23 protein-coding genes and 1 pseudogene are annotated in these 24,888 nt (G+C 44.3%); 18 read left to right on the top strand and 6 right to left on the bottom strand.

What is annotated here, in order from left to right:
• Nucleotides 1-399 precede the first annotated feature (399 nt).
• Nucleotides 400-1,089, top strand: coding sequence for a FadR/GntR family transcriptional regulator (locus tag Xsze_RS04520; RefSeq protein ID WP_038240651.1), 690 nt, complete (start codon nucleotides 400-402; stop codon nucleotides 1,087-1,089).
• Between the two features lie 52 nt (nucleotides 1,090-1,141).
• Nucleotides 1,142-2,530, top strand: a complete 1,389-nt coding sequence (mdtD, locus tag Xsze_RS04515) for a multidrug transporter subunit MdtD (protein ID WP_038240652.1) — start codon at nucleotides 1,142-1,144, stop codon at nucleotides 2,528-2,530.
• 6 nt (nucleotides 2,531-2,536) lie between these two features.
• Here mdtD and rbsR read toward each other — a convergent pair whose 3' ends face one another.
• The 5 genes from rbsR to rbsA all read right to left on the bottom strand — a co-directional run bounded on the left by rbsR (nucleotide 2,537) and on the right by rbsA (nucleotide 8,084).
• A complete protein-coding gene (gene rbsR / locus Xsze_RS04510) occupies nucleotides 2,537-3,538 on the bottom strand; it encodes a ribose operon transcriptional repressor RbsR (RefSeq protein WP_038240653.1) in 1,002 nt (333 codons plus the stop codon).
• A gap of 2 nt (nucleotides 3,539-3,540) precedes the next feature.
• Nucleotides 3,541-4,470, bottom strand: coding sequence for a ribokinase (rbsK, locus tag Xsze_RS04505; protein ID WP_038240654.1), 930 nt, complete (start codon nucleotides 4,468-4,470; stop codon nucleotides 3,541-3,543).
• 202 nt (nucleotides 4,471-4,672) lie between these two features.
• Nucleotides 4,673-5,563 (bottom strand): ribose ABC transporter substrate-binding protein RbsB, encoded by an 891-nt coding sequence (gene rbsB, locus Xsze_RS04500; protein WP_038240655.1) that lies wholly within the window; start codon nucleotides 5,561-5,563, stop codon nucleotides 4,673-4,675.
• 23 nt (nucleotides 5,564-5,586) lie between these two features.
• Nucleotides 5,587-6,558, bottom strand: a complete 972-nt coding sequence (gene rbsC / locus Xsze_RS04495; RefSeq protein ID WP_038240656.1) for a ribose ABC transporter permease — start codon at nucleotides 6,556-6,558, stop codon at nucleotides 5,587-5,589.
• 26 nt (nucleotides 6,559-6,584) lie between these two features.
• Nucleotides 6,585-8,084, bottom strand: coding sequence for a ribose ABC transporter ATP-binding protein RbsA (gene rbsA / locus Xsze_RS04490; protein ID WP_038240657.1), 1,500 nt, complete (start codon nucleotides 8,082-8,084; stop codon nucleotides 6,585-6,587).
• Between the two features lie 254 nt (nucleotides 8,085-8,338).
• On the opposite strand from rbsA, the gene ravA reads away from it, so the two are divergent.
• Nucleotides 8,339-9,856, top strand: coding sequence for an ATPase RavA (gene ravA / locus Xsze_RS04485; protein WP_038240658.1), 1,518 nt, complete (start codon nucleotides 8,339-8,341; stop codon nucleotides 9,854-9,856).
• 9 nt (nucleotides 9,857-9,865) lie between these two features.
• On the top strand, nucleotides 9,866-11,317 hold the full coding sequence (viaA, locus tag Xsze_RS04480) for an ATPase RavA stimulator ViaA (protein ID WP_038240659.1): 1,452 nt from the start codon (nucleotides 9,866-9,868) through the stop codon (nucleotides 11,315-11,317).
• A 3-nt stretch (nucleotides 11,318-11,320) separates the two neighbouring features.
• Here the strand turns inward: viaA and asnA are convergent, their stop codons facing one another.
• Complete coding sequence (gene asnA / locus Xsze_RS04475; protein WP_038240660.1) at nucleotides 11,321-12,313, bottom strand: aspartate--ammonia ligase; 993 nt, start codon at nucleotides 12,311-12,313, stop codon at nucleotides 11,321-11,323.
• 165 nt (nucleotides 12,314-12,478) lie between these two features.
• On the opposite strand from asnA, the gene asnC reads away from it, so the two are divergent.
• From asnC to Xsze_RS22600, 14 genes and pseudogenes are all read left to right on the top strand, one after another.
• Complete coding sequence (gene asnC / locus Xsze_RS04470; RefSeq protein WP_038240661.1) at nucleotides 12,479-12,940, top strand: transcriptional regulator AsnC; 462 nt, start codon at nucleotides 12,479-12,481, stop codon at nucleotides 12,938-12,940.
• 90 nt (nucleotides 12,941-13,030) lie between these two features.
• A complete protein-coding gene (gene mioC / locus Xsze_RS04465; protein WP_038240662.1) occupies nucleotides 13,031-13,471 on the top strand; it encodes an FMN-binding protein MioC in 441 nt (146 codons plus the stop codon).
• A 375-nt stretch (nucleotides 13,472-13,846) separates the two neighbouring features.
• On the top strand, nucleotides 13,847-15,736 hold the full coding sequence (gene mnmG, locus Xsze_RS04460; protein ID WP_038240663.1) for a tRNA uridine-5-carboxymethylaminomethyl(34) synthesis enzyme MnmG: 1,890 nt from the start codon (nucleotides 13,847-13,849) through the stop codon (nucleotides 15,734-15,736).
• Between the two features lie 11 nt (nucleotides 15,737-15,747).
• Nucleotides 15,748-16,368: a 16S rRNA (guanine(527)-N(7))-methyltransferase RsmG gene (gene rsmG / locus Xsze_RS04455; RefSeq protein WP_038240664.1), complete on the top strand. Its 621-nt coding sequence runs from the start codon at nucleotides 15,748-15,750 to the stop codon at nucleotides 16,366-16,368.
• Nucleotides 16,369-16,981: 613 nt separating this feature from the next.
• Nucleotides 16,982-17,359: a F0F1 ATP synthase subunit I gene (gene atpI, locus Xsze_RS04450; RefSeq protein ID WP_038240665.1), complete on the top strand. Its 378-nt coding sequence runs from the start codon at nucleotides 16,982-16,984 to the stop codon at nucleotides 17,357-17,359.
• 31 nt (nucleotides 17,360-17,390) lie between these two features.
• Nucleotides 17,391-18,218, top strand: a complete 828-nt coding sequence (atpB, locus tag Xsze_RS04445) for a F0F1 ATP synthase subunit A (RefSeq protein WP_038240666.1) — start codon at nucleotides 17,391-17,393, stop codon at nucleotides 18,216-18,218.
• Between the two features lie 46 nt (nucleotides 18,219-18,264).
• Nucleotides 18,265-18,501: a F0F1 ATP synthase subunit C gene (gene atpE / locus Xsze_RS04440; RefSeq protein ID WP_038240667.1), complete on the top strand. Its 237-nt coding sequence runs from the start codon at nucleotides 18,265-18,267 to the stop codon at nucleotides 18,499-18,501.
• 54 nt (nucleotides 18,502-18,555) lie between these two features.
• Entirely contained in the window at nucleotides 18,556-19,026 is a 471-nt protein-coding gene (atpF, locus tag Xsze_RS04435) for a F0F1 ATP synthase subunit B (RefSeq protein WP_038240668.1), read from the top strand.
• Between the two features lie 12 nt (nucleotides 19,027-19,038).
• Nucleotides 19,039-19,572: a F0F1 ATP synthase subunit delta gene (gene atpH, locus Xsze_RS04430; RefSeq protein WP_038240669.1), complete on the top strand. Its 534-nt coding sequence runs from the start codon at nucleotides 19,039-19,041 to the stop codon at nucleotides 19,570-19,572.
• A gap of 14 nt (nucleotides 19,573-19,586) precedes the next feature.
• Nucleotides 19,587-21,128, top strand: a complete 1,542-nt coding sequence (gene atpA, locus Xsze_RS04425; protein ID WP_038240670.1) for a F0F1 ATP synthase subunit alpha — start codon at nucleotides 19,587-19,589, stop codon at nucleotides 21,126-21,128.
• A gap of 65 nt (nucleotides 21,129-21,193) precedes the next feature.
• The gene (gene atpG, locus Xsze_RS04420; RefSeq protein ID WP_038240671.1) at nucleotides 21,194-22,057 is read left to right on the top strand and encodes a F0F1 ATP synthase subunit gamma; all 864 of its coding nucleotides are present in this window, start codon (nucleotides 21,194-21,196) and stop codon (nucleotides 22,055-22,057) included.
• Nucleotides 22,058-22,091: 34 nt separating this feature from the next.
• On the top strand, nucleotides 22,092-23,474 hold the full coding sequence (gene atpD, locus Xsze_RS04415) for a F0F1 ATP synthase subunit beta (RefSeq protein ID WP_038240672.1): 1,383 nt from the start codon (nucleotides 22,092-22,094) through the stop codon (nucleotides 23,472-23,474).
• A 21-nt stretch (nucleotides 23,475-23,495) separates the two neighbouring features.
• A complete protein-coding gene (locus Xsze_RS04410) occupies nucleotides 23,496-23,918 on the top strand; it encodes a F0F1 ATP synthase subunit epsilon (protein WP_038240673.1) in 423 nt (140 codons plus the stop codon).
• A gap of 180 nt (nucleotides 23,919-24,098) precedes the next feature.
• Nucleotides 24,099-24,888: pseudogene (locus Xsze_RS22600) on the top strand (transposase); the annotation flags it as partial.

The raw sequence follows: 24,888 nt of genomic DNA, 5'->3' as shown, positions 1-24,888 counted from the left end.
TTTAATCTTTTTCGCCTTTCGGCGTTTGATAGTGTCCTGCGAGTGCCCACACAGATTGTCTGATTCAGTTGTTAAAGAGCGGCGCAACCGGGAAGTCTCTTCCGGGTTGCGAGGCTGCGTATCTTACGCCTTTCGCCTCCAGAGTCAAGCGTTTATTTTCGCTTTTCTCTCACTTCCCTCAGCGGCATGTCTCAGCTCAGCGTCGGTCAGTGGTGGCGCATTATAGGGCGTTTTCTGAGACTGGCAATAGTTTTTTTGAATTTTATTTTCGTTCGTTTCTTTTTTCAACAAAACTCGCATTTAAGCTCTTTTTTTGATCAAAAACTGATGATATAGACAACAATTATTAAATCAATGCAGTAGGATACGATGAGTAAACAAAGAGGAGGAATGGCATCCATGCAGTTAAAGGAACAAAAAAATAGAGAAAAAAAGAACCTGTCCTATCTTTTGGCTGAACAAATAGGACAGAGAATTCTCTCAGGCGAGTATATCGCCGGAAGTATTCTTCCTGGTGAGATGGAGTTAACCAAGCTTTTTAACGTCAGCCGAACTGCGGTAAGAGAAGCAATAAAGATTTTAATCGCTAAAGGAATGTTGTTGTCCCGCCCAAAAGCCGGTACCCACATTATGCCGGCCAACCATTGGAACTTTCTTGATCAAGATTTGTTAAAGTGGTGGATTACGCCCAATAATATTAATGAGGTCATGGCCCATTTCCAAAGGTTGCGCCTTATTATAGAACCACAAGTTTGCTTCTATGCGGCAATGAACGCCTCCCCCCGTCAAAAACAAACAATGTCTTCACTTATAAAGAGGATGTATGCATTAGCCAAACGGTTTAACCGTGAAAAGTGGATTGAAGCAGACAAGCAACTGCACTACACCATCTATCAGTCTTGTGGTAATCCTTTTCTTGGCTCTTTTGTGAATTTGTTCCAATCTATATATCAATATTATGTTGAAGAAATTATTTTAAGTAAAAACGAACGATTAGCCGCCCACAAAACGATAGTCGGTGCAATTATTGATGGAAAAAGCCAACTGGCTTTGGAGGAGAGTCAACGATTATTAATGACGAGTGAATGACTTGGCGTATCACGATGTCATTTATCGACCATTAAAATAAACGGGATACCTAATGATTAAATCCGCCCGCAGTATGTCAGGATTGCCTTGGATTGCAGCTATGGCTTTTTTTATGCAGTCTTTAGATGCCACCATTCTAAACACTGCCCTACCGGAAATCGCTAAAAGCCTGAACCATTCACCACTGGCAATGCAACCGGCCATTGTCAGCTATACCTTAACTGTAGCGATGCTGATTCCTGTCAGTGGTTGGCTGGCTGATAGGTTTGGTACCCGAAAAGTATTCATTTATGCCGTTTTCTGCTTTGTATTGGGATCACTTGCATGTGCCTTTTCTCATAATATCTCTTTTTTAGTCATGTCCAGGATAATCCAAGGGATAGGTGGTGCTATGATGATGCCTGTTGCTCGTCTCGCATTACTTCGCACATATCCGCGCAGTGAACTGCTGCCTATTTTAAGTTTTGTTACAATGCCTGGGCTGCTAGGTCCTATTTTAGGCCCGATGCTTGGTGGGTTATTGGTTACCTATGCAACATGGCACTGGATTTTCATCATTAATATCCCTATCGGTTTATTAGGCATTATTTATGCCAAAAAGAGTATGCCTGATTTAACCATGCCCAAATGTCCTTTTGATTTTTTGGGGTTCACACTGTTTGGCATTGGATTGGTGATGATTTCAGTCAGTTTTGATTTATTTTCCAATCCTTCACTTTCTGACTACATCCCTGTTGCTTTATTGCTCTGCGGGATCATGGTGCTGTTAAGCTATATTTTCCATGCCAGAAAACATCCAAATCCTCTGATTAATCTCCAACTATTCCAAACTCACACTTTTTCAATCGGTATCGCCAGCAATATTGCAACCCGCTTAAGTACCGGTTCACTCTCATTTATTATTCCGTTGATGCTACAGCTAGGGTTTGGATATTCAGCGGTCATTGCAGGAATAATGATGGCGCCGAACGCCGTTGGTTCCATTTTTGCCAAATTTTTTGTTACCAACATACTGACCCGATTTGGATATCGAAATACGCTCATTTGGGTCACCGTCACTATTGGTGTAATGATTTCAATGCTGTCTTTACAGACTCCGGAACTTCCCATCATATTTTTGGTAATCACGCTACTGATATTGGGAATGACGATGTCTACACAATTTACCGCAATGAATACACTCACGCTTGCTGATCTGAATGATACCAATGCAAGTGCCGGCAATAGTTTATTGGCCGTGACCCAGCAGCTATCTATCAGTTTCGGGGTAACCGTCAGCGCTGCAATACTTCGGTTTTATGAGTCAATGGAATATGGCTCAACAATGAGCCACTTCCACTATACCTTGATTACGATGGGTGTCATTACTCTGATTGCTTCTAGTATCTTTCTGTTACTCAATAAAAACGATGGCAATAACTTAATCAAGTTGAAGAAGTGAATGCCATCAACGATTGGCAACAGAACCGCGCTCAACCAGTTTTGGGGTCAAAACCAGCTCCTTAGGCTCACTTTCTGGGTTGTCCATGCGATAAAGCAGGGTATCAATGGCCAACTTACCCAATTCATCTTTTGGCTGATGAATCGTCGTTAACGGTGGAAGAAGATAAGGTGCAATCGCAATATCGTCATATCCAATGATAGAAATATCCGCCGGAACAGAAAGCCCCATTTGGTAAAGTGCCTGATAAGCCCCAATCGCCATCGCATCATTCCCTGCAAATACGGCTTCAGGGGGAACAGGTAATTGAAGCAGCTGCTTCATTGATGACAAACCACCCGCAAATTCAAAATCACTATAAATTTCATATCCTGCGGGAATATCCACCCCAGCATTGTGCATTGCTTTCCGGTATCCGGCCAAACGCTGGCGGGCTGAGGTTTTATCCTGCGGACCTGTGATACAGGCGATTTTCCGAAAACCTTTATCGATTAAATAGCGGGTGGCAATTTCTCCCCCTTTCAGGGAATTATCCTTGATAATGTCGTTATTGGAGTCAAAAGGTGCCCAATCCATAATGACCATTGGTATAAGAGGATAACGGCGAAGAACGTCACCGGATGGCCGGGGGGTTTCGGAACACATAATCAGTAAGCCATCGACACGCTTTTGCAATAGCGTCTCCATACTGCGGGCCATTCGGGTAATGTTCCCTTCTGTATTGCACAGAATTAAACTGTATCCTCTTTCGTAGCAACTGCGTTCAACACCTCTGACAACTTCAGAATAAAATGAGTTGTCACTGGTTGTCACCAGCATCCCAATCGTTTTGGTCTGTTTTATTTTCAGGCTTCTGGCCAAAGCCGAAGGCGCATAATTCAGCTCATCAATCGCTGTATTGACTCTCTTTTTAACGTTCTCACTGACATAACGGTTGTTATTGATCACATGAGAAACGGTTGATGTCGATACGCCCGCAAGGCGGGCAACATCCTTCATGGTAGCCACGGTTAATCCTGTTCAGCCAAAAATGCATCAACTTCATTTCGCCAAGGGATCGCAGGCTGTGCTCCCTGACGCGTCACTGCAATTGCAGCTGCCGCATGAGCAAAGCGGATGGCTGGCAGTATCTCTTTTCCTTCCAGCAATCCCGTTACCAAGGCACCATTAAACGTATCCCCGGCAGCAATTGTGTCGACTGTCCTGACTTTAAATCCGGGAACAATTTTACCTCCCTTACCCTTTTCACTCAGCCACACTCCCCGGCTTCCCAATGTGATAATAACCGTCTCAATGCCTTTATCATGTAAAGTCTGTGCAGCTTCTGCCGCACCAGCATCATCATTTACGGCGATACCCGTTAAACATTCCGCTTCTGTTTCATTAGGCGTGATGATATCCACCAGCGAAAGTAACTGATCTGGGATTTTTTGTGCCGGAGCGGGGTTCAGAATGACTTTCGTGTGGTGTTTCTTAGCCGTTTCAGCAGCAATTAGCACAGTTTCCAGTGGTGTTTCGAGTTGCAACAATAAAGCATTGGCTTCTTTAACCGATTGTTCATGACAACGAAAATAATCCGGGGTCAAAGCCCCATTTGCTCCTGCATTGATAGCAATGACATTTTCGCCCTGTCGGTTAACAAAAATCAGGGCGACACCCGTTGTTTCCCCTTCTATGGCTGAAATTGATGAGATATTGATATTGTCTTTCACTAACTGCTGACAAACCCGCTCACCAATCTCATCCTGACCAACACAAGCAATAAATGTAATGTCAGCACCACAACGGCCAGCGGCAACGGCCTGATTAGCCCCCTTTCCTCCAAACGCAACCTGATACTGTTTTCCTTTCACTGTTTCCCCAGGTTGAGGAAAAGATTCTATATTCATGATGTGATCTGCATTGATGCTACCCAGCACTACAAGTTTTGCCATGCTCATTACATTAATTCCTGTTCTGCTATTCCTGCTCAGATATAACACCGCTATCAAAACAAATAACTATCCCTTTCATCTTTCAAGCTGCCTCTTTGTTGGCTGTGTTCATTCACCCCGGCCACATAGCTATCTATACTTCCGGGGATTCACTCTCTTGCCGCCGCAATGCAACTTGAAACCCATTGGGTATACGTCATTATTCCAATTATTTTTTGACAATTAATTCCAGCTCGACCGGAATGGTAGCGTCAACTTTTTCGCCTTTCAGCACTTTATCCGCAGTTTGTACACCAATAATGCCAATCTGATCCGGACGCTGAGCAATTGTGGCGCTTAATTTACCGCCCTGTACCGCTTTTATTCCATCGTTTGTGCCATCAAATCCAACAACCAATACCTCTTTTTTACCTGCGGTTTGCAATGCACGCAGCGCCCCAAGAGCCATTTCATCATTTTGCGCAAAAACGGCCTGTACATCAGGATAAGCGGTTAGCAAGTTTTGCATGACATTCAACCCTTTTGTACGGTCAAAATCAGCAGGCTGACTCGCCAGAATATTGAACTGGTGTTTTTGGGCTGACCAAGCGAACCCTTCACCACGTTCACGCGCAGCAGACGTTCCTGAAATGCCTTCCAGCTGAATAACCTTAGCCTTATCACCCAATTTTTCAGTGATAAAATTACCAGCCATTTTACCGCCAGCAATATTATCAGAAGCAATATGGCTAACAACGTTCCCTTTATTTGTGGCACGATCGAGCGTAATTACGGGAATATTCGCTTTGTTTGCCATAATGACAGCATTACCGACTGCATCTGAATCTGTCGGGTTAATCAACATCAATTTAGTCCCTCTCACAGTCAAATCCTGTACGTTGGCCAGTTCTTTTGCCGGATTATCCTGAGAATCAAGGACAATCAAGTCATATCCAAGCTTATCAGCCTCTTTTTGGGCGCTGTTTTTCATGGTGACAAAGAAAGGGTTATTCAGTGTTGAGATAACCAATGCAATACTTTCTTTTGCTGATGCAGCAACACTCATTGTTGCACTCAACGCTATCGCAGAAAGCATGGCCGCCAGCTTCTTCATTTTCATGTTGTTTTTCCTGTAGGGTGAGGTCATTTACTGCTTTTGTTATCAACCAAGACCGCCAGTAGAATCACAACTGCCTTGACGATCATCTGGTAATTGGATGAAATACCTAGTAAATTCAATGCATTATTTAAGAAACCTAAAATCAGCGCCCCAATCAGCGTACCAATAATCCGGCCTTTTCCTCCCGCCAGACTGGTTCCTCCCAGTATGACTGCCGCAATCGCATCCAATTCATAGCCATTTCCAGCCATAGGCTGGGCAGAGGATAATCTGGCCACTTCGATAATGCTGGCCAGTGCTGCCAACAGACCGCATAGGGAATAGACAATTATTTTTATTTTATCAACATTGATACCTGATAAACGTGTTGCAGATTCATTTCCGCCTAACGCATAAATGTAACGACCAAGTCGAGTGTGATGGAGAACAAACCAAGCAGCGACAAAAACCAGCAACATAATCCAAATCGGCGTTGGCACCCCTAATGGCCGTCCAATACCAAACCAGCCAAACAGATCAGCATTATCACTGAATCCCGTACTAATCGGGCTGCCATCGGTATAAACCCGGGTGACACCACGCAATAACAACATCATGACCAATGTTGCGATGAATGCCTGAACCTTACCTTTCGCGACAATAACGCCAGTACAGGCCCCGATTGCCGCCCCGAGGACTAATGCCCCCATTACCGCCACCAGCGCATTGATATCAGCCCCCACCATTGATGCGGCTATCGCTCCCGTCAGAGCCAGCAAAGAGCCCACAGACAGGTCAATGCCTGAAGTCAGGATCACCAGCGTCATGCCAACCGCCATAATGGCATTGACAGAAGTTTGTTGAAGGATATTAAACAGATTATTCAATGTGAAAAAATTAGGGCCCATGGAAGAAACCACGACAACCAGCAATAAAAGTGCAATCAGTGATTTTTGCTCCATCAACCATGCTCTTGTCATCCAACGTCGGGAAACGGGTTCTGTGCTAGAGTTCATATTTATTATCCTTGACCATCCTCTTTTTAATGACATCGCATTTTCTTACCAACAGCAGCGGCCATCAGTGCTTCCTGAGAAACGTTATCCCTGCTGAATTCCCCGCTGATATTGCCTTCATGCATAACTAAAATACGATCACTTATCCCCATGACCTCCAACATTTCAGAAGAAACTAAAATTATGCTCAGCCCCTCCTTTTTGAACTGATTGATCAATTGATAAATTTCTTTCTTCGCCCCCACATCCACGCCCCGGGTTGGTTCATCCAGGATCAATACCTTTGGCCGGGTCATTAACCCGCGGGCAATCGCCACTTTTTGTTGATTGCCACCAGAAAGCAAGCCTATCGTTTGATCCATTGAAGGGGTTTTGATATTGAATAATTTGATGAAATCAGTAACGGCTTTTTGTTCGGAAGAGTGATTTAAAAGGCAGGAAATTCGACTGAAATAACGTAATGCAGTCAGGGACATATTTTCTTTGACTGACATTCCCAAAAGCAATCCGTCACGCTTTCGGTCTTCCGAAATATAGACTATGCCGCTGGTTAATCCCTCCTGTGGGTTGCGGATCAGAAGAGATTGCCCATCAAGCAGGATTTTGCCTGATGTTTTCGGCAATGCGCCATAAATCATCTTCATCAGTTCAGTACGGCCCGCTCCCATCAGTCCCGAAATACCCAATATTTCTCCGGCAGACAAGGAAAAACTGACATTGTGGATCCCTTCTCCGGATAAATTTTCAACGTCTAATCGTTTCTTTCCTTTAGGCAGATCCAGACGAGGGTATTGATCTTCTAATTTGCGCCCTACCATCATTTCAATCAGGCGATCTTCTTGAAGGGAATGAACCGGCTGTTCACCAATAAATTGTCCATCACGCAATACGGTCACATCATCACAGATTTCAAAAATTTCTTTCAGGCGATGGGTTATATACACGATGCCACACCCTTGCGCTTTCAGCTCCCGCATGACATGAAAAAGGGATTCGGTTTCGGTATCAGTCAAAGCATCCGTCGGTTCATCCATAATAATCACTTTGGATTGGAAACTGAGCACCTTGGCAATTTCAACCATTTGCTGGGCACCAATGGATAATTCAGATACCAGCCGATGACTACTGTAACTAATATTTAAACGTTTCAGTAAATTATCGGCCTCTTCATACATTTTTTTCCAGTTGATGATACCCAATTTATTGGCAAATTCGCGCCCTAAAAAGATATTTTCAGCAACGCTTAATTGAGGAATAAGATTCAGCTCCTGATGGATAATCCCGATACCCGCTTCTTGAGATGCTTTGGGACCAGAAAAAACCACTTCTTGCCCAAGGTAACAGATCGTGCCGGCATCTTTTGCATAAATGCCAGTCAAGGCTTTCATCAATATGGATTTACCTGCACCGTTTTCACCAACCAATGCCATTACTTTTCCAGGATAAACACGCAATGCTGCGCCTGACAGCGCCTTAACTCCGGGAAAAGCCTTCTCAATCCCCTTTAACTCCAGTAATGGCTTCATAATAACCTCAGAAAATAACCGCTTTGTTCCTTTCAGTTTTATCTTTCAGAATGTTATGGCTGGCATACTTTACTGCAATTGCACTTTGCTATTGTACTTCAAGATCAATAATGCACTTGATAACTTGCTCATATATTTAATGTTCAACAAGCATCAGAAAATTAATGCTTAACAAGCATCAGAAAAGGCTTTGCATAAATTGGGTTTTACCTATAAATAAAGGGAGGAAACTATCTAATTGAGGGATAAATGATATGCAATTAGTTGAGAAAATATCCCTGTTGAGCCAGAGTCTGGAAAGTGGCCTTTATGAAAGGCGACAGGCGATTCATCTTTGCCTGCTGGCGGCTTTATGCGGAGAAAGTGTCTTTCTTCTCGGCCCACCCGGAATAGCCAAAAGCCTCATCGCACGCAGGATTAAATTCGCATTTAAAAGCGCCCATGCTTTTGAGTACCTGATGACCCGCTTTTCCACGCCAGAAGAGATTTTTGGCCCCCTTTCCATTCAGGCCCTCAAAGATGAAGGTCGTTATCAACGCCTTACAGAAGGCTATCTGCCCGAAGCTGAGATTGTTTTTCTGGATGAGATTTGGAAAGCGGGTCCAGCCATTTTGAATACATTACTCACGGCTATCAATGAGAGGAAATTCAGAAATGGCAATCAAGAAGAGCAGTTACCCATGCGCTTGTTGGTTACGGCATCTAATGAGCTTCCCGATACTGATAGCAGTCTGGAGGCGCTTTACGATCGCATGTTGATCCGACTCTGGCTGACCCCGATCCAAGAAAAGAAAAATTTTCGGGCATTGCTGACCGATCGAAATAATGAAAATAACAATCCCGTCCCCAAAACCATTCAGATCACTGATGATGAATTTCACCAATGGCAAAAGAAGATCAATCAAATATCGCTGCCTGATCCTATCTTCGAACTCATTTATCAACTGCGTCAGCAACTCAATGCAACTAAACACATTCCTGACACTTCAGATCGCCGCTGGAAAAAATCCATCCGTTTATTGCAGGCAAGTGCATTTTTCAGCGGACGGAACGAAATATCCCCTTTAGATATTGTGTTACTGCAATATTGCCTGTGGCACGATTTAAATGACTTAAAACAATTATCACAGTTCTTGCACACTTTATTGACAGAACAGGCTTATCAGCAGCATTCCCTGATAAAAAAGATAGATGAGTTATACCAACACTGGGTGCAATCCAACCAAAATGAAAATGACTATCACCCCATAAAACTCACTCCAAACACTTCTCTTTTTGGTCGTAAAAATCTTTATTCACTGCCTGAAAATATCACCGATGAAAAACTGATACTGTTTTTGCGGCCCTCATTGCGCTTACATAACATCCCGATCAATTTCATTGAAACAGATAAAAAATCATTGGTAAACGCATTAAAAAATAATCAAAAAGAACTGCCAGCAACATTGAATGGCATTGGTTTTCCACAAACCATCACAATAAATATTAATGAAAAACATCAACTGGAAATACTGGATACCAGTCGTAATGGCGCTGTTCTCTGCCAGATAGAACAACAATCAATCCCCCCAGAACAAAACAATGCTGAATGGGATGAAAGACTGCAACTCATCCATGATGAAATTCAACAGCAACACCAATTATTTCGCCAACACCAACCCTGTTTATTTATCGAAAAACACTGGCTTGCCAATATTGAACAAAGTTTTCTTCAATTAGCTGAAAAACTGGCTCAGTTGAGGTTAAAAATAAAAGAATACGACTCAAAATAGGGCAGTAACATGTTAACGCTAACCTCACTCGATCTCTTACTTTCCATCAATGAAACTGAACTGATCGAAGAGATCATCTTGACACTATTAACTACACCTCAATTGGGTATTTTTTTCAAAAAATACCCAAGAATTGAACATGCACTGCATGCAGATCTCCCTGAATGGAAGACAATATTACAACAAAGAATAAAAGAGACGCTTATTCCTGCTTCATTGGAAAAAGAATTTCAGCTATATCAACAAATGCAGGCAACCCATACGGCAGAGTTTTATCAACAGCTTCCCGCCACCATAGATAAACTTCATCAATTCGACACCCCTTTCACCCATGAAGCCGACACGCTATACAAAACATTCTCTGAGCATTCCCATTCAGAAAAAATACTGTTTATTCACCGTTGGCGCATCAGTCTGATCTTACAAGTTACAGCATTTAACAAAACAATATTAGAACAAGAAAAAGAACAATTGCTGGCAGAGATCCAGAAACAATTCACTGCCATTGCCCCTCTGGATCAAGTATTTGATCATGATGATCACACTGCTGGTCGTTTATGGGATATGAGTAAAAATCAACTGACTTCGCAAGATACCCGACTCATTACCCTTTATGCAGATTTTCTCAAGCATCAACCTGAACTGGAAAAATTGGCGCAATTACTGGGTCATAGCCAAACAGCTAAATCATTTCCTGAAGAAAGCCATACCCTTGAACCCTTTACTCAACTCGAAAGAATACCAGATACCACACCAGAACAAGTGAGTGGCATAAGGCAAAGCGATGATATTCTGAGGTTATTGCCCACAGAGATAGCCATGCTGGGTATTGAAGAATTGGAATATGAATTTTACCGGCGGCTAGCGGAAAAACAATTACTCTCTTATCGCCTGCAAGGGGACAGCTGGCAGCTAAAAACAGCATTAAAGCCCGTAATCCATCATCATAATGCAGAACAACCCCGAGGCCCTTTTATTGTTTGTGTCGATACATCAGGTTCAATGGGAGGGTTTAATGAACTGTGCGCAAAAGCATTTTGTCTGGCTTTGATGCGCATTGCGCTGGTGGATAATCGTCACTGTCATATCATGTTGTTCTCAACCGAACTCATACATTACGATTTAACATCCCCAGACGGGATGACAGAGGCTATCCATTTTCTGGGACAAACCTTCAGAGGAGGCACTGACCTTGCATCTTGCCTGCAAGCAACTGTTGAAAAAATGCGAGAAAATATCTGGAAAGATGCTGATGCTGTTGTTATTTCAGATTTCATTGCCCAACGTTTGCCGGACGCTCTAATCCATCAGATAAAAAACCTGCAACAACACCAACAACATCGCTTCCATGCGATATCCCTTTCCCATTATGGAAAACCCGGTATCATGCGGATATTCGATCATATCTGGCATTTTGATACCGGATTGACAAGCCGGTTACGTCGAAAGTGGCGATCTTAAACTTTAGAGCACACCTTCAAAAGATTCGATAATTTCAGGTGACCAGACACCGCACTGAACCTGACCGATATGTGGCATTTGCAGCAACAACATCACGAGACGAGATTGCCCGATACCACCACCAATGGATTGTGGCATATCCCCTTTGATCAGTGCCTGATGCCAGTCATATTGCAGGCGCTCTTCATCACCGGTCAGATCAAGCTGACGTTTCAGGGCTTCTGCATCAACACGGATACCCATTGAAGAAATTTCAAAAGCATCCTGCAAAACTGGGTTCCAGACAATAATGTCACCGTTTAAGCCAAGGAAACCATCACAGTTTGGTGAAGTCCAATCGTCATAGTCTGGCGCACGGACATCGTGTGACTGACCATCAGACAATTTACCGCCGATGCCCATCAGGAAAATCGCACCAAACTCTTTGGCGGCTTCGCGCTCACGACCTTTGGCATCCAGAGAGGGATAACGTTTCAGAAGCTCTTCGCTGTGAATAAAGTGAATTTGATCTGGCAGGAACGGTGCCAGACCAAATTCCGTACTTACAGCTTGTTGTGTTTCTTTGATTGCTTCGTAGATTTTACCTACTGTCTGTTTCAAATAGCCGAGTGAACGTTGGCCTTCACCCATCGTTTTCTCCCAATCCCACTGGTCAACAAATACAGAGTGAATTGGGGTCAAGCGATCCTCATCAGGACGCAGCGCCTTCATGTGGGTATATAGCCCTTGCTCAGCTTGAAAGCCAAAACGACCTAATGTCTTGCGCTTCCATTTAGCCAGAGAATGAACCACTTCAAACGTTGCATCCGGCAATGTTTTTACTTTTACCTGTACTGCTTTTTCATGGCCTGAAAGGTTGTCTTGAGTACCATCACCAAGGCGGCTCAAGATAGGCCCTTGAACTTCAATTAAACCGAGTTGTTTCTCTAGCAGGCGAGAAAAGTATGATTTCACAAAACTAATCTGCTGCTGTTTTTCAATGAAGGATGTTTTCATGATGATACTCTCAAAAATTTTAGTGACCCTGTGTCGCGTTGATATGTATTAAGCAACAAAACGAGGTTAAAATTCAATATCTGATAATAAAAATATTGTATAACATTAATAAACGATAATTTTTACACTATAAAAATGAATATCATTCAAAAAAAGGGATTAAAAATGGCAGAAATTTATCAGATCGATAATCTAGACCGAGACATACTTCACACTTTAATGGAAAACGCGCGTACACCTTACGCAGAATTAGCCAAAAAGTTTGCAGTCAGCCCGGGAACAATTCACGTTCGTGTGGAAAAAATGAAGCAATCAGGGATCATCACCGGGACCCGGGTTGATATCAGTGCCAAACAACTGGGATTTGATGTGTGCTGTTTTATCGGGATTATATTAAAAAGTGCCAAAGACTATCCGGCGGCACTGAAAAAACTCGACATGCTTAATGAAGTTGTTGAAGTGTATTACACCACAGGCCATTACAGTATTTTCATTAAGGTGATGTGCCGATCCATAGAATCGCTACAAGACGTACTTATCAACAAGATCCAGACGATAGATGAAATCCAATCGACAGAAACCCTCATCTCCCTGCAAAACCCTATCATGAGGACAATAACGCCCTGAACCGAAAATGAATTAACCACATTATCCACAGGTAGATCCCAATAGAGCCGCAGCATACAATAGTTGCTCTCTTATTTAACAAGGATCATGATGAATACGATAACTTTAATTAGCGGCAGCACAATGGGTAGTGCCGAATATGTTGCAGAACATATGGCTGAAATTTTAGAAGACAGTGCGTTCTCAACCGAAATTCTTCATGGTCCCTCATTGGATGATCTTCCCCTTGAGGGCCTGTGGCTTGTAGTAACCTCAACACATGGAGCTGGGGATTTACCTGATAACCTCCAGCCTCTGTCAGATGCGATCGCAGAACAACATCCTGATCTAAGTAACGTAACATTCGGTGCTGTCGGTATTGGTAGCTCAGAATATGACACATTCTGTGGTGCAATCAGATCATTGGAACGCTTATTAGAGGATCACGGAGCAAAACGGATCGGCGATCGTCTTGAAATTGACATCCTCAAACACGAAATTCCCGAAGATCCAGCCGAAAAATGGGTTAAAGAATGGTCAAAGTTACTCTGATCTGATTAAAAATATAACGATCAACTGTGGATAACTTATCTGAAAAGCAGGGGTTAACCCGTAGTTATCCATTTAATAACCTATCATGAATTCAGTTCCTGTGAATAACTAGGCTTTTAGATCCCAGCTTATACTGAATTCGATCACGGATCATTCACAGCAAATGATCCTTTACAGCATCATGATCTTTATATGGAAAATCCACTTATCCACAGATAACCGCGATCCTAATAAAAGATCCAATAAAGAGATCTTTAAATAAAAAGATCTTCTTTTAATTAACGGTGATCGATTCCTACTTGGTCTAAGGTCAAAACTTGAGTAGAATTCTTTCCCCAATGCATATGAAGCATTCTCACAATTGAAGGTTCGCACATGTTTTATCCAGAGCATTTTGACGTCATCATTATCGGTGGGGGTCATGCCGGTACTGAAGCAGCAATGGCTGCAGCCCGTATGGGGCGTCAAACCTTATTACTGACTCACAATATTGATACTTTGGGCCAGATGTCATGTAATCCAGCCATTGGTGGGATCGGTAAAGGGCATCTGGTAAAAGAGATCGATGCACTTGGCGGCCTGATGGCAAAAGCCACTGATCATGCTGGTATTCAATTCAGAACACTTAACGCCAGCAAAGGGCCGGCAGTTCGGGCAACACGAGCACAAGCTGACCGGGTACTCTACCGACAAGCTATAAGAACCGCTTTAGAAAACCAGCCTAATTTAATGATCTTCCAGCAATCAGTTGAAGATCTCATTGTTGAAAATGACACCGTTACGGGTGTTGTCACACGGATGGGTTTAAAATTCAGGGCTAAATCAGTCATTCTTACTGTCGGAACTTTCCTTGATGGTAAAATCCATATTGGATTGGAAAATTACAGCGGTGGACGAGCCGGAGATCCTCCTGCGATCTCATTATCTCACCGTTTGCGTGAATTGCCTCTGCGTGTATCCCGTCTGAAGACAGGTACACCGCCACGCATTGATGCAAGAACGATTGATTTTAATCAACTTGAACAACAATTTGGTGATAACCCAACCCCTGTATTCTCATTCATGGGTAATGTAAATCAGCATCCACAGCAGATCCCGTGCTACATCACCCACACCAATGAAAAAACCCATGAAGTGATCCGAAATAACTTGGATCGCAGCCCAATGTACGCGGGGATCATCGAAGGGATCGGCCCTCGCTACTGTCCTTCAATCGAAGATAAAGTCATGCGTTTTGCTGATCGCAATGCGCACCAAATCTTCTTGGAACCTGAAGGATTGACCAGCAACGAGATTTACCCCAATGGGATCTCGACGAGCTTGCCATTCGATGTACAAATGCAGATCGTTCACTCCATGAAAGGGATGGAAAACGCTCGTATTATCCGTCCTGGTTACGCGATCGAATATGATTTCTTTGATCCGAGAGATTTAAAACAAACGCTGGAAAGCAAATTTATCAATGGATTGTTTTTTGCAGGCCAGATCAACGGCACTACCGGATATGAAGAAGCAGCAGCCCAAGGATTACTGGCAGGCCTGAATGCGGCACGTTATTCCTCTGGCGAAGAAGGGTGGTTCCCACGTCGTGATCAGGCTTATATCGGTGTTCTTGTTGATGATCTATGTACATTGGGAACAAAAGAACCTTACCGCATGTTTACATCCCGCGCGGAATATCGCTTGATGCTGCGTGAAGACAATGCTGATCTTCGTTTGACAGAACAAGGCCGTAAACTGGGATTGGTTGATGATCTTCGCTGGGAGCACTACTGCCGCAAAGTTGAAATGATCGAACAAGAACGCCAGCGCTTACGTAATATCTGGGTACATCCTCACTCTGACAGCTTGGGTGAGATCAACCAGATGTTAAAAACACCACTGTCGAAAGAAGCGAATGGTGAAGATTTACTTCGCCGCCCAGAAATGAATTATCCATTGCTGACATCTCTTCCACGTTTTGCACCAGGGTTAACCGAACCGCAGGCCGCAGATCAAGTTGAGATCCAAGTTAAATACGAAGGCTACATTGCTCGTCAGCAAGAAGAGATCGAAAAACAATTGCGTAATGAAAATACAGCATTACCCATTGAGTTGGATTACCGACAGGTCAGCGGGCTTTCCAATGAAGTCACAGCAAAACTGAATGATCACAAACCAAGTTCAATCGGTCAAGCTTCGCGTATTTCAGGCATCACTCCGGCAGCAATCTCTATCTTGCTGGTGTGGTTGAAAAAACAAGGCTTATTACGTCGTAGCTCCTAAGGGGACAGATTTTGCTTAACAAATTGGAATCGCTTCTGGCGAAAACGGACATTGAATTATCATCGGTGCAAAAACAGAAGCTTATTGCCTATGTCAATATGCTCAACAAATGGAATAAGGCTTACAACCTGACATCCATACGTGATCCGGAACAAATGTTAATTCGTCATATCATGGACAGCATCACCGTGAACCCATACCTTCATGGAACACAATTCATTGATGTTGGAACAGGGCCTGGCTTGCCGGGCATTCCATTGGCGATTGTACGTCCTGACTCACATTTCACCTTATTGGACAGTTTAGGAAAACGCATTCGCTTTTTGCGTCAAGTTCAGCATGAGCTGGATCTGACCAATATCAGCCCTGTACAAAGCCGGGTTGAAGAGTTTATTCCTGAACTGCCTTTTGACGGTGTCATTAGCCGTGCATTTGCTTCTCTGCAAGATATGCTCTTATGGTGCAAGCACCTTCCTAAACCACTTGAAGGACGGTTTTACGCTTTAAAAGGCATATTACCGGAAGGTGAATTGGAGCAGTTACCGGCAGGGATTACGCTTGATGCTGTCGTTCATCTTAAAGTTGCCGAATTAGATGAACAACGTCATTTGGTAATACTTAAGTCAAACTAACTTTGTTGTCAGTCAAAAAAAACGTAAATAATTAGTAACGTCAAATACATAAAAAATGTTACTAGCGTTACTAATTATTGATTTCTGTCTTTTCAATTTTATTTACTATTAGATCACAGAAAACTAACCTTATTTTTATTATTGGTATGCTTTCTCTTTTTGATAATAGCTATTGTTATTTCTTTATAAATAAGTTTTAGAGAAAGTAAGCAAAATAAACATTCAGCTCTTTTCATCGATATATAAGATAAAATTTTATAGCTATAATATTAATTGACTGATTTTAAGTATAAAAATTAAAGTATTTTCTTTATATTTTTAATGATTAATTTATTTAATCATTTTTACTCAATGTGATGTGCATCACGTTTAATTCGGGGTTTATATCGGTAATCCTTGCTGAATATTAAATGGTATTTGTGAGCGATCTAGCACCAAAGTTAGAAATTTAAATAATTATTCACTTTTTCGCTACTTATGGATTGAATTCATTTTGGCGGCCCGTATAATTTGCACGTTTTTGTCACTTGACACTCTTAAGCAAAGTCAGTTTTATACAACATTCAGCAAGACCTGATATGTGATGGTATACCTCAGGGAGAAAACAAAATTCATGTCTGTATCCCTTTACAGCGGTAGAATGATACTGAAACTGTTATTTTGGCAGTTAATGACTTTTGTTATTCTCAGTGTGGCTTTTTGTACCAAAAGTATGGAATGGGGCGCTTCTGCTTTTGCCGGTGGGTTAGCATGTTGGTTACCAAATGCCATTTTTATGTTGCTCAGCCATTTTCAAAAAGTAAAAGAAGAGGGTGTTCCGGTACGCATTGCATGGTTTTTCGCGATTAGCGAAGGGGTCAAAGTTATCATTACGATAACGATGTTGATAGTCGCTTTAGGTGTGTTCAAGGCGGCATTTGCACCACTTGGTGTGGCCTATTTAGCGGTGCTGATTGTGCAGATCATCGCACCAGCCGTAATGAACGGTTAGCGTTTTTAACAACAAAAGGGTAAAAAGCATCATGTCTGCATCAGGAGAAGTTTCTTCAACTTCGGAGTACATAAGCCACCACCTGAGGCATCTTCAGTTGGACTTGCGTAGCTTCAAGTTGGTTGATCCCCATGCTAGTGGTTATGAGGCGTCATTCTGGACGTTGAACATTGACTCGCTTTTTTTCTCCATCGTATTAGGGATGTTGTTTCTATTCGTATTCAGAAGAGTCGCGGTTCGCGCTACTGATGGCGTTCCGGGAAAATTCCAGACTGCGGTAGAAATGGTAATCGGCTTCGTTGATAACACCGTTCGTGATATGTATCACGGCAAGAGCAAAGTGATTGCCCCTCTGGCTTTGACTGTGTTCGTCTGGGTGCTATTGATGAACGCATTGGACTTGCTGCCAATCGATTTTATTCCTTTGATCGGTGAAAAGGTCTTCGGCTTGCCTGCGCTGCGAATTGTTCCAACCGCAGATGTCAGTGTCACCTTGTCGATGGCTCTGGGTGTCTTTGTCCTCATTCTGTTCTACAGCATTAAGATGAAAGGAGTTGGTGGTTTTGCGAAGGAGCTGACATTGCAGCCTTTCAATCATCCACTGTTCATTCCGATTAACTTAATTTTAGAAGGGGTTAGTTTGCTGTCTAAACCTATATCACTCGGTCTGCGACTGTTTGGTAATATGTATGCCGGCGAATTGATCTTTATTCTTATTGCGGCTCTTTTACCGTTTTGGTCACAGTGGTTACTCAGCCTGCCATGGGCGATTTTCCACATACTGATTATTACGTTACAAGCCTTTATTTTCATGGTTCTGACGATTGTTTATCTGTCGATGGCATCTGAAGAACATTAATATTTATCAATAATAGTGTTTTAACTGAAACAAACTGGAGATTGTCATGGAACAGGATCTATTGTATATCGCTGCTGCTATTCTGATGGGTTTGGCTGCTATTGGTGCTGCGATCGGTATCGGCATCCTCGGGGGCAAATTCTTGGAAGGCGCTGCTCGTCAGCCTGATCTGATCCCTCTGCTGCGTACTCAGTTCTTTATCGTAATGGGTCTGGTTGACGCCATCCCAATGATCGCTGTGGGTCTGGGCTTGTATATGATGTTCGCGGTCGGTTCCAAGTAACTAGCCGAACTGAAAACTACGCCAATTCATTAATTGAAATAGAGGTATTGTGCCGTGAATATTAACGCAACAATCCTCGGCCAGGCCATCGCGTTTGTCCTGTTTGTTTTGTTCTGCATGAAGTATGTATGGCCACCAATTATGGCGGCCATTGAAAAACGTCAGAAGGAGATTGCTGACGGTTTGGCTTCGGCAGAACGTGCCAAAAAGAACCTGGACTTAGCGCAAGCCAATGCGACCGACCAAATGAAAAAAGCGAAAGCAGATGCGCAAGTTATCATTGAGCAAGCTAATAAACAAAAAGCTCAAATCATTGATGACGCGAAAGCAGAAGCTGAGCTGGAACGTAACAAAATCGTAGCGCAAGCGCAGGCTGAAATTGAAGCTGAACGCAAACGCGCTCGTGAAGAGTTACGTAAACAGGTTGCGATGCTGGCTATCGCAGGTGCCGAGAAAATCATCGAACGTTCCGTGGATGAAGCTGCTAACAGCGACATCGTTGATAAACTGGTCGCTGAACTGTAAGGAGGGAGGGGCATGTCTGAATTTGCTACGGTAGCTCGCCCCTACGCCAAAGCAGCTTTTGACTTTGCTGTAGAACACCAATCGATTGAACACTGGCAGAATATGCTGGCGTTTGTTGCTGAGGTTACTCGCAATGAACAGGTTGGTGAGCTGCTTTCCGGTTCATTGGCACCGGAAACGTTAGCCAAAACCTTTATCACTCTTTGTGGTGAGCAGGTTGATGCGCATGCTCAGAACTTTATTCGTGTCATGGCAGAAAATGGTCGCTTGCTGGTATTGCCGGAAGTCTTCCAGCAATTTACCCAATTGCGTGCATCACTAGAATCAACCATTGATGTTGAAGTGATTTCTGCATCCGAACTGAATGAGCAGCAGCAGGCTAAAATTTCTGCGGCGATGGAAAAACGTCTGTCACGCAAAGTGAAGCTGAATTGCAAAATTGACAAGTCTGTTATTGCCGGTGTGGTTATTCGCGCGGGTGACATGGTGATTGATGGCAGTATTCGTGGCCGTCTGGATCGTTTAACAGACGACTTGCAGTCTTAAGGGGACTGGAGCATATGCAACTGAATTCCACCGAAATCAGCGAACTGATCAAACAGCGTATTGCTCAGTTCAATGTCGTGAGCGAAGCTCACAATGAAGGTACGATTGTTTCCGTTAACGACGGTATCATTCGTATTCACGGTTTAGCCGATGTCATGCAGGGTGAAATGATTTCTCTGCCTGGCAACCGTTACGCAATTGCACTGAACTTAGAGCGTGACTCTGTTGGTGCGGTTGTTATGGGTCCGTATGCTGACTTAGCCGAAGGCATGAAAGTCAAATGTACTGGCCGTATTTTGGAAGTACCTGTTGGTCGTGGTCTGCTGGGGCGTGTTGTTAACACGCTGGGTCAGCCAATCGACGGTAAAGGTGCTCTTGAGAATGACGGCTTCTCACCTGTTGAAGTCATTGCCCCGGGTGTTATCGATCGTCAGTCCGTTGATCAGCCTGTCCAGACAGGTTACAAATCCGTTGATGCCATGATTCCAATTGGTCGTGGTCAGCGTGAGCTGGTGATCGGTGACCGTCAGACAGGTAAAACTGCTCTGGCTATCGATGCGATCATTAACCAACGTGATTCCGGCATCAAATGTATCTATGTTGCGATTGGACAGAAAGCGTCTACTATCTCTAACGTAGTACGTAAACTGGAAGAGCATGGCGCACTGGAAAACACGATTGTTGTTGTTGCATCTGCATCAGAATCTGCGGCCCTGCAATATCTGGCGCCATATTCTGGTTGTGCGATGGGTGAATACTTCCGCGATCGTGGTGAAGATGCCCTGATTGTTTACGATGACCTGTCTAAACAGGCTGTTGCGTACCGTCAGATCTCCCTGTTGCTGCGTCGTCCACCTGGACGTGAAGCATTCCCTGGTGACGTTTTCTATCTGCACTCCCGTCTGTTGGAGCGTGCAGCGCGTGTTAACGCTGAATATGTTGAAAAATTCACCAATGGCGAAGTGAAAGGCAAAACCGGTTCTCTGACTGCGTTGCCAATCATTGAAACTCAGGCTGGTGACGTTTCTGCATTCGTACCAACAAACGTAATTTCCATTACGGATGGTCAGATCTTCTTGGAATCCTCTCTGTTCAACGCAGGTATCCGTCCAGCGGTTAACCCGGGGATTTCCGTATCCCGTGTGGGTGGTGCTGCTCAGACTAAGATCATCAAGAAACTGTCTGGTGGTATTCGTACCGCTCTGGCTCAGTATCGTGAACTGGCGGCATTCTCCCAGTTTGCTTCTGACTTGGATGATGCGACTCGTAAGCAGCTGGATCATGGTCAGAAAGTGACTGAATTGCTGAAACAGAAGCAGTATTTGCCGATGTCTATTGCACAGCAGGCTCTGTCTCTGTTTGCTGCTGAGCGCGGATATCTGGAAGATATCGAAATCGCGAAAGTGGTCAGTTTCGAAGCTGCGCTGTTGGCATATGCCAGCCGTGAACATTCTGATCTTCTGAAAGAGATTGACCAATCTGGTGATTACAACGGAGAGATTGAAGCTAAGCTGAAGGCTCTGTTGGATTCCTTCAAGGCGACTCAGTCCTGGTAACACTATTCGGCCCTGTTTTTTAATTAAAAAACACGGGCCGTCTGGTTGAATTCGGAGAAGCAGAAATGGCCGGCGCAAAAGAGATACGAACCAAAATCGCCAGTGTGCAAAACACGCAAAAAATCACTAAAGCGATGGAAATGGTCGCCGCGTCCAAAATGCGTAAAACGCAGGATCGCATGGCGGCCAGTCGTCCTTACGCAGAGACCATTCGCAGTGTGATTGGACACCTTGCGTTAGGTAACCTGGAATACAAACACCCATACCTTGAAGAGCGTGAAGTTAAGCGTGTCGGGTACGTGGTTGTTTCAACCGACCGTGGTTTATGTGGCGGTTTGAACATTAACTTGTTCAAAAAATTGCTGATAGAAATGAAAGACTGGTCTGATAAAAACGTCCAAGTTGACTTGGCGCTTGTTGGATCAAAAGGGGTTTCTTTCTTTTCTTCTGTTGGCGGTAACATTGTTGCCCAAGTAACAGGGATGGGAGATAACCCATCATTGTCCGAACTGATCGGGCCAGTCCACGTCATGATGCAAGCATATGACGAAGGGCGTCTGGATAAACTGTATATAGTGACAAACAAGTTCATCAATACAATGTCTCAGGTTCCGACAATTACTCAGTTATTGCCTCTGCCAGCCGGAGACGATGAAACACTGAAGAAAAAGTCTTGGGATTATCTGTATGAACCTGATCCTAGAGCGCTGTTGGATACCCTTCTGCGCCGTTATATAGAATCGCAAGTTTATCAGGGCGTCGTTGAAAACCTGGCTAGTGAACAGGCCGCACGAATGGTAGCGATGAAAGCCGCGACCGATAACGGTGGCAACCTGATCAAAGAGTTACAGTTGGTTTACAACAAGGCTCGTCAGGCCAGCATCACTCAGGAACTCACCGAAATCGTTTCGGGTGCTTCTGCGGTTTAACAGCTAGGTTTACGAATTACGTAGAGGATTCAAGATGGCTACTGGAAAGATTATCCAGGTAATCGGCGCCGTAGTGGACGTCGAATTCCCTCAGGACAGCGTACCAAAAGTATACGATGCCCTTGAGGTTAAAAACGGTGAAGAAAAATTGGTGCTGGAAGTTCAGCAACAGTTAGGTGGTGGTATCGTTCGTTGTATCGCAATGGGTACTTCCGACGGTCTGCGCCGTAATTTAGAAGCGGTTGATTTAGGTCATCCAATCGAAGTACCAGTGGGTAAAGCAACATTGGGCCGTATCATGAACGTATTGGGCGATCCAATTGACATGAAAGGTGAGATTGGCGAAGAAGAGCGCTGGTCAATTCACCGTACAGCGCCTACCTATGAAGAACTGTCCAGCTCTCAGGAATTGCTGGAAACCGGTATCAAAGTCATGGACTTGATCTGCCCATTCGCTAAGGGTGGTAAAGTCGGTCTGTTTGGTGGTGCGGGTGTAGGTAAAACCGTTAACATGATGGAGCTTATTCGTAACATCGCGATTGAGCACTCAGGTTACTCCGTATTTGCTGGTGTTGGTGAGCGTACCCGTGAAGGTAACGACTTCTACCATGAAATGACCGACTCAAACGTACTGGATAAAGTATCTCTGGTATACGGTCAGATGAATGAGCCACCAGGAAACCGTCTGCGTGTTGCTTTGACCGGTTTGACCATGGCGGAAAAATTCCGTGATGAAGGCCGTGACGTTCTGTTGTTCGTTGATAACATTTACCGTTATACCCTGGCAGGGACAGAAGTATCTGCACTGTTGGGCCGTATGCCATCTGCGGTAGGTTACCAGCCGACATTGGCGGAAGAGATGGGTGCTCTGCAAGAGCGTATCACCTCTACCCAGACTGGTTCTATCACTTCCGTACAGGCCGTTTATGTTCCTGCGGATGACTTGACTGACCCATCACCAGCGACAACCTTTGCTCACTTGGATGCAACCGTTGTATTGAGCCGTCAGATCGCATCTTTGGGTATTTACCCTGCGGTTGACCCACTGGATTCAACCAGCCGTCAGCTTGATCCTCTGGTTGTTGGTCAGGAGCACTATGATGTGGCTCGTGGCGTTCAGTCTATCCTGCAACGTTATCAGGAACTGAAAGACATCATTGCCATTCTGGGTATGGACGAACTGTCTGAAGATGACAAACTGGTTGTGGCACGCGCCCGTAAGATCCAGCGCTTCCTGTCTCAGCCATTCTTCGTTGCGGAAGTCTTCACCGGTTCACCAGGTAAATTCGTTTCTTTGAAAGACACCATCCGTGGCTTCAAAGGCATTCTGGAAGGTGATTATGACCACCTGCCAGAGCAGGCGTTCTACATGGTTGGTACCATCGAAGAAGCTGTGGAAAAAGCGAAGAAGCTTTAATACGGCTGACGGGAGGTTGATATGGCTGCAATGACGTTCTCCCTGAACGTAGTCAGTGCTGAAAAACATTTGTTTGAAGGACTGGTACAGAAAATTCAGGTGACAGGCAGTGAAGGTGAACTGGGGATTTATCCTCAACACACCCCGCTGCTTACTGCCATAAAACCGGGCATGATACGTATTGTTAAGCAGTTTGGCGAAGAAGAATTTATCTACCTGTCAGGTGGAATTCTTGAAGTTCAGTCAAACGGCGTTATCGTACTGGCCGATACAGCGATCCGTGGTAAGGATTTGGACGAAGCTAAAGTGCTTGAAGCCAAGCGCAAGGCAGAAGAACACATCCGTAACTCTCACGGCGATGTTGATTATGCTCAGGCATCTGCTGAATTGTCGAAAGCTATCGCGAAACTTCGCGTTATCGAACTGACAAAAAAAATGATGTGATAAGTACCCGGTAGATTTCAGGTTGCAGGTAATAAAGCGGCAACTTGAAAACGGGTACAGGCAGTGAGATAAAAAGCCAGTTAGTGAAAACTAACTGGCTTCAGATTATTGACAAAGTGCTGGTTTTTTATCCGGTACTTTGCTTTAATCAAATTCCGTTCACCCGACGGAGCTGCCGCCATGTTAAGAGTTCCCTCTCCCCAGACGTTTCCGCCCGAAACACTCTCACTTGATGACCTCGTCCCCCAAAACCATCTGGTTCGCAAAGTCGATGCCGCCCTTGATTTCGAATTTATCCGAGATTTAGTCGCCCCGTTGTATTGCCAAAATAATGGCCGTCCGGCTATCGATCCGGTGATGCTGATTAAAATGATGTTACTGGGCTATTTATTTGGGATCCCCAGTGAACGCCGGTTGGTTCAGGAGATCCAGGTGAATATGGCCTACCGCTGGTTTTTGCGGCTGGGGTTGACTGAAAAAGTCCCTGATGCCTCTACCCTCAGCCAAAATCGGCGACGTCGCTTCAACCACTCCGAGGTGTTCCAGTCCATTTTTGACAATATTGTCGAACAGGCTATCCGCCGCGGTTTGGTGGGCGGCCGGGTGCTCTATACGGACAGCACCCATCTGAAAGCCAGTGCCAATCCCCATAAAACTGAGCGCCTCCAGCGTCCTGTTCTTCCGGGCGCCTATCTGGACGAGTTGGAACAGGCCGTAAGTGAAGACCGGGCTCAATCCGGAAAAAAAAGTTGACGCCAACCCACAAGGAACGGCAAAAACAGATAAAAGTCAGTACGACTGACCCGGAAAGCGGTTTTATGCACCGGACGAACAAACCGACAGGATTTTTCTATCTCGACCACCGTACCGTGGACGGGAAAGCCAATATTATCATGGATACTTACGCCACCGCAGGCAATGTCCATGACAGCCAGCCGTTGATTGGGCGTCTGAAACGTCAGTTGGCCCG

The organism is Xenorhabdus szentirmaii DSM 16338 (assembly GCF_002632585.1).
GTDB lineage: Bacteria > Pseudomonadota > Gammaproteobacteria > Enterobacterales > Enterobacteriaceae > Xenorhabdus > Xenorhabdus szentirmaii.
This window is presented reverse-complemented; position numbering and strand designations above follow the sequence as displayed.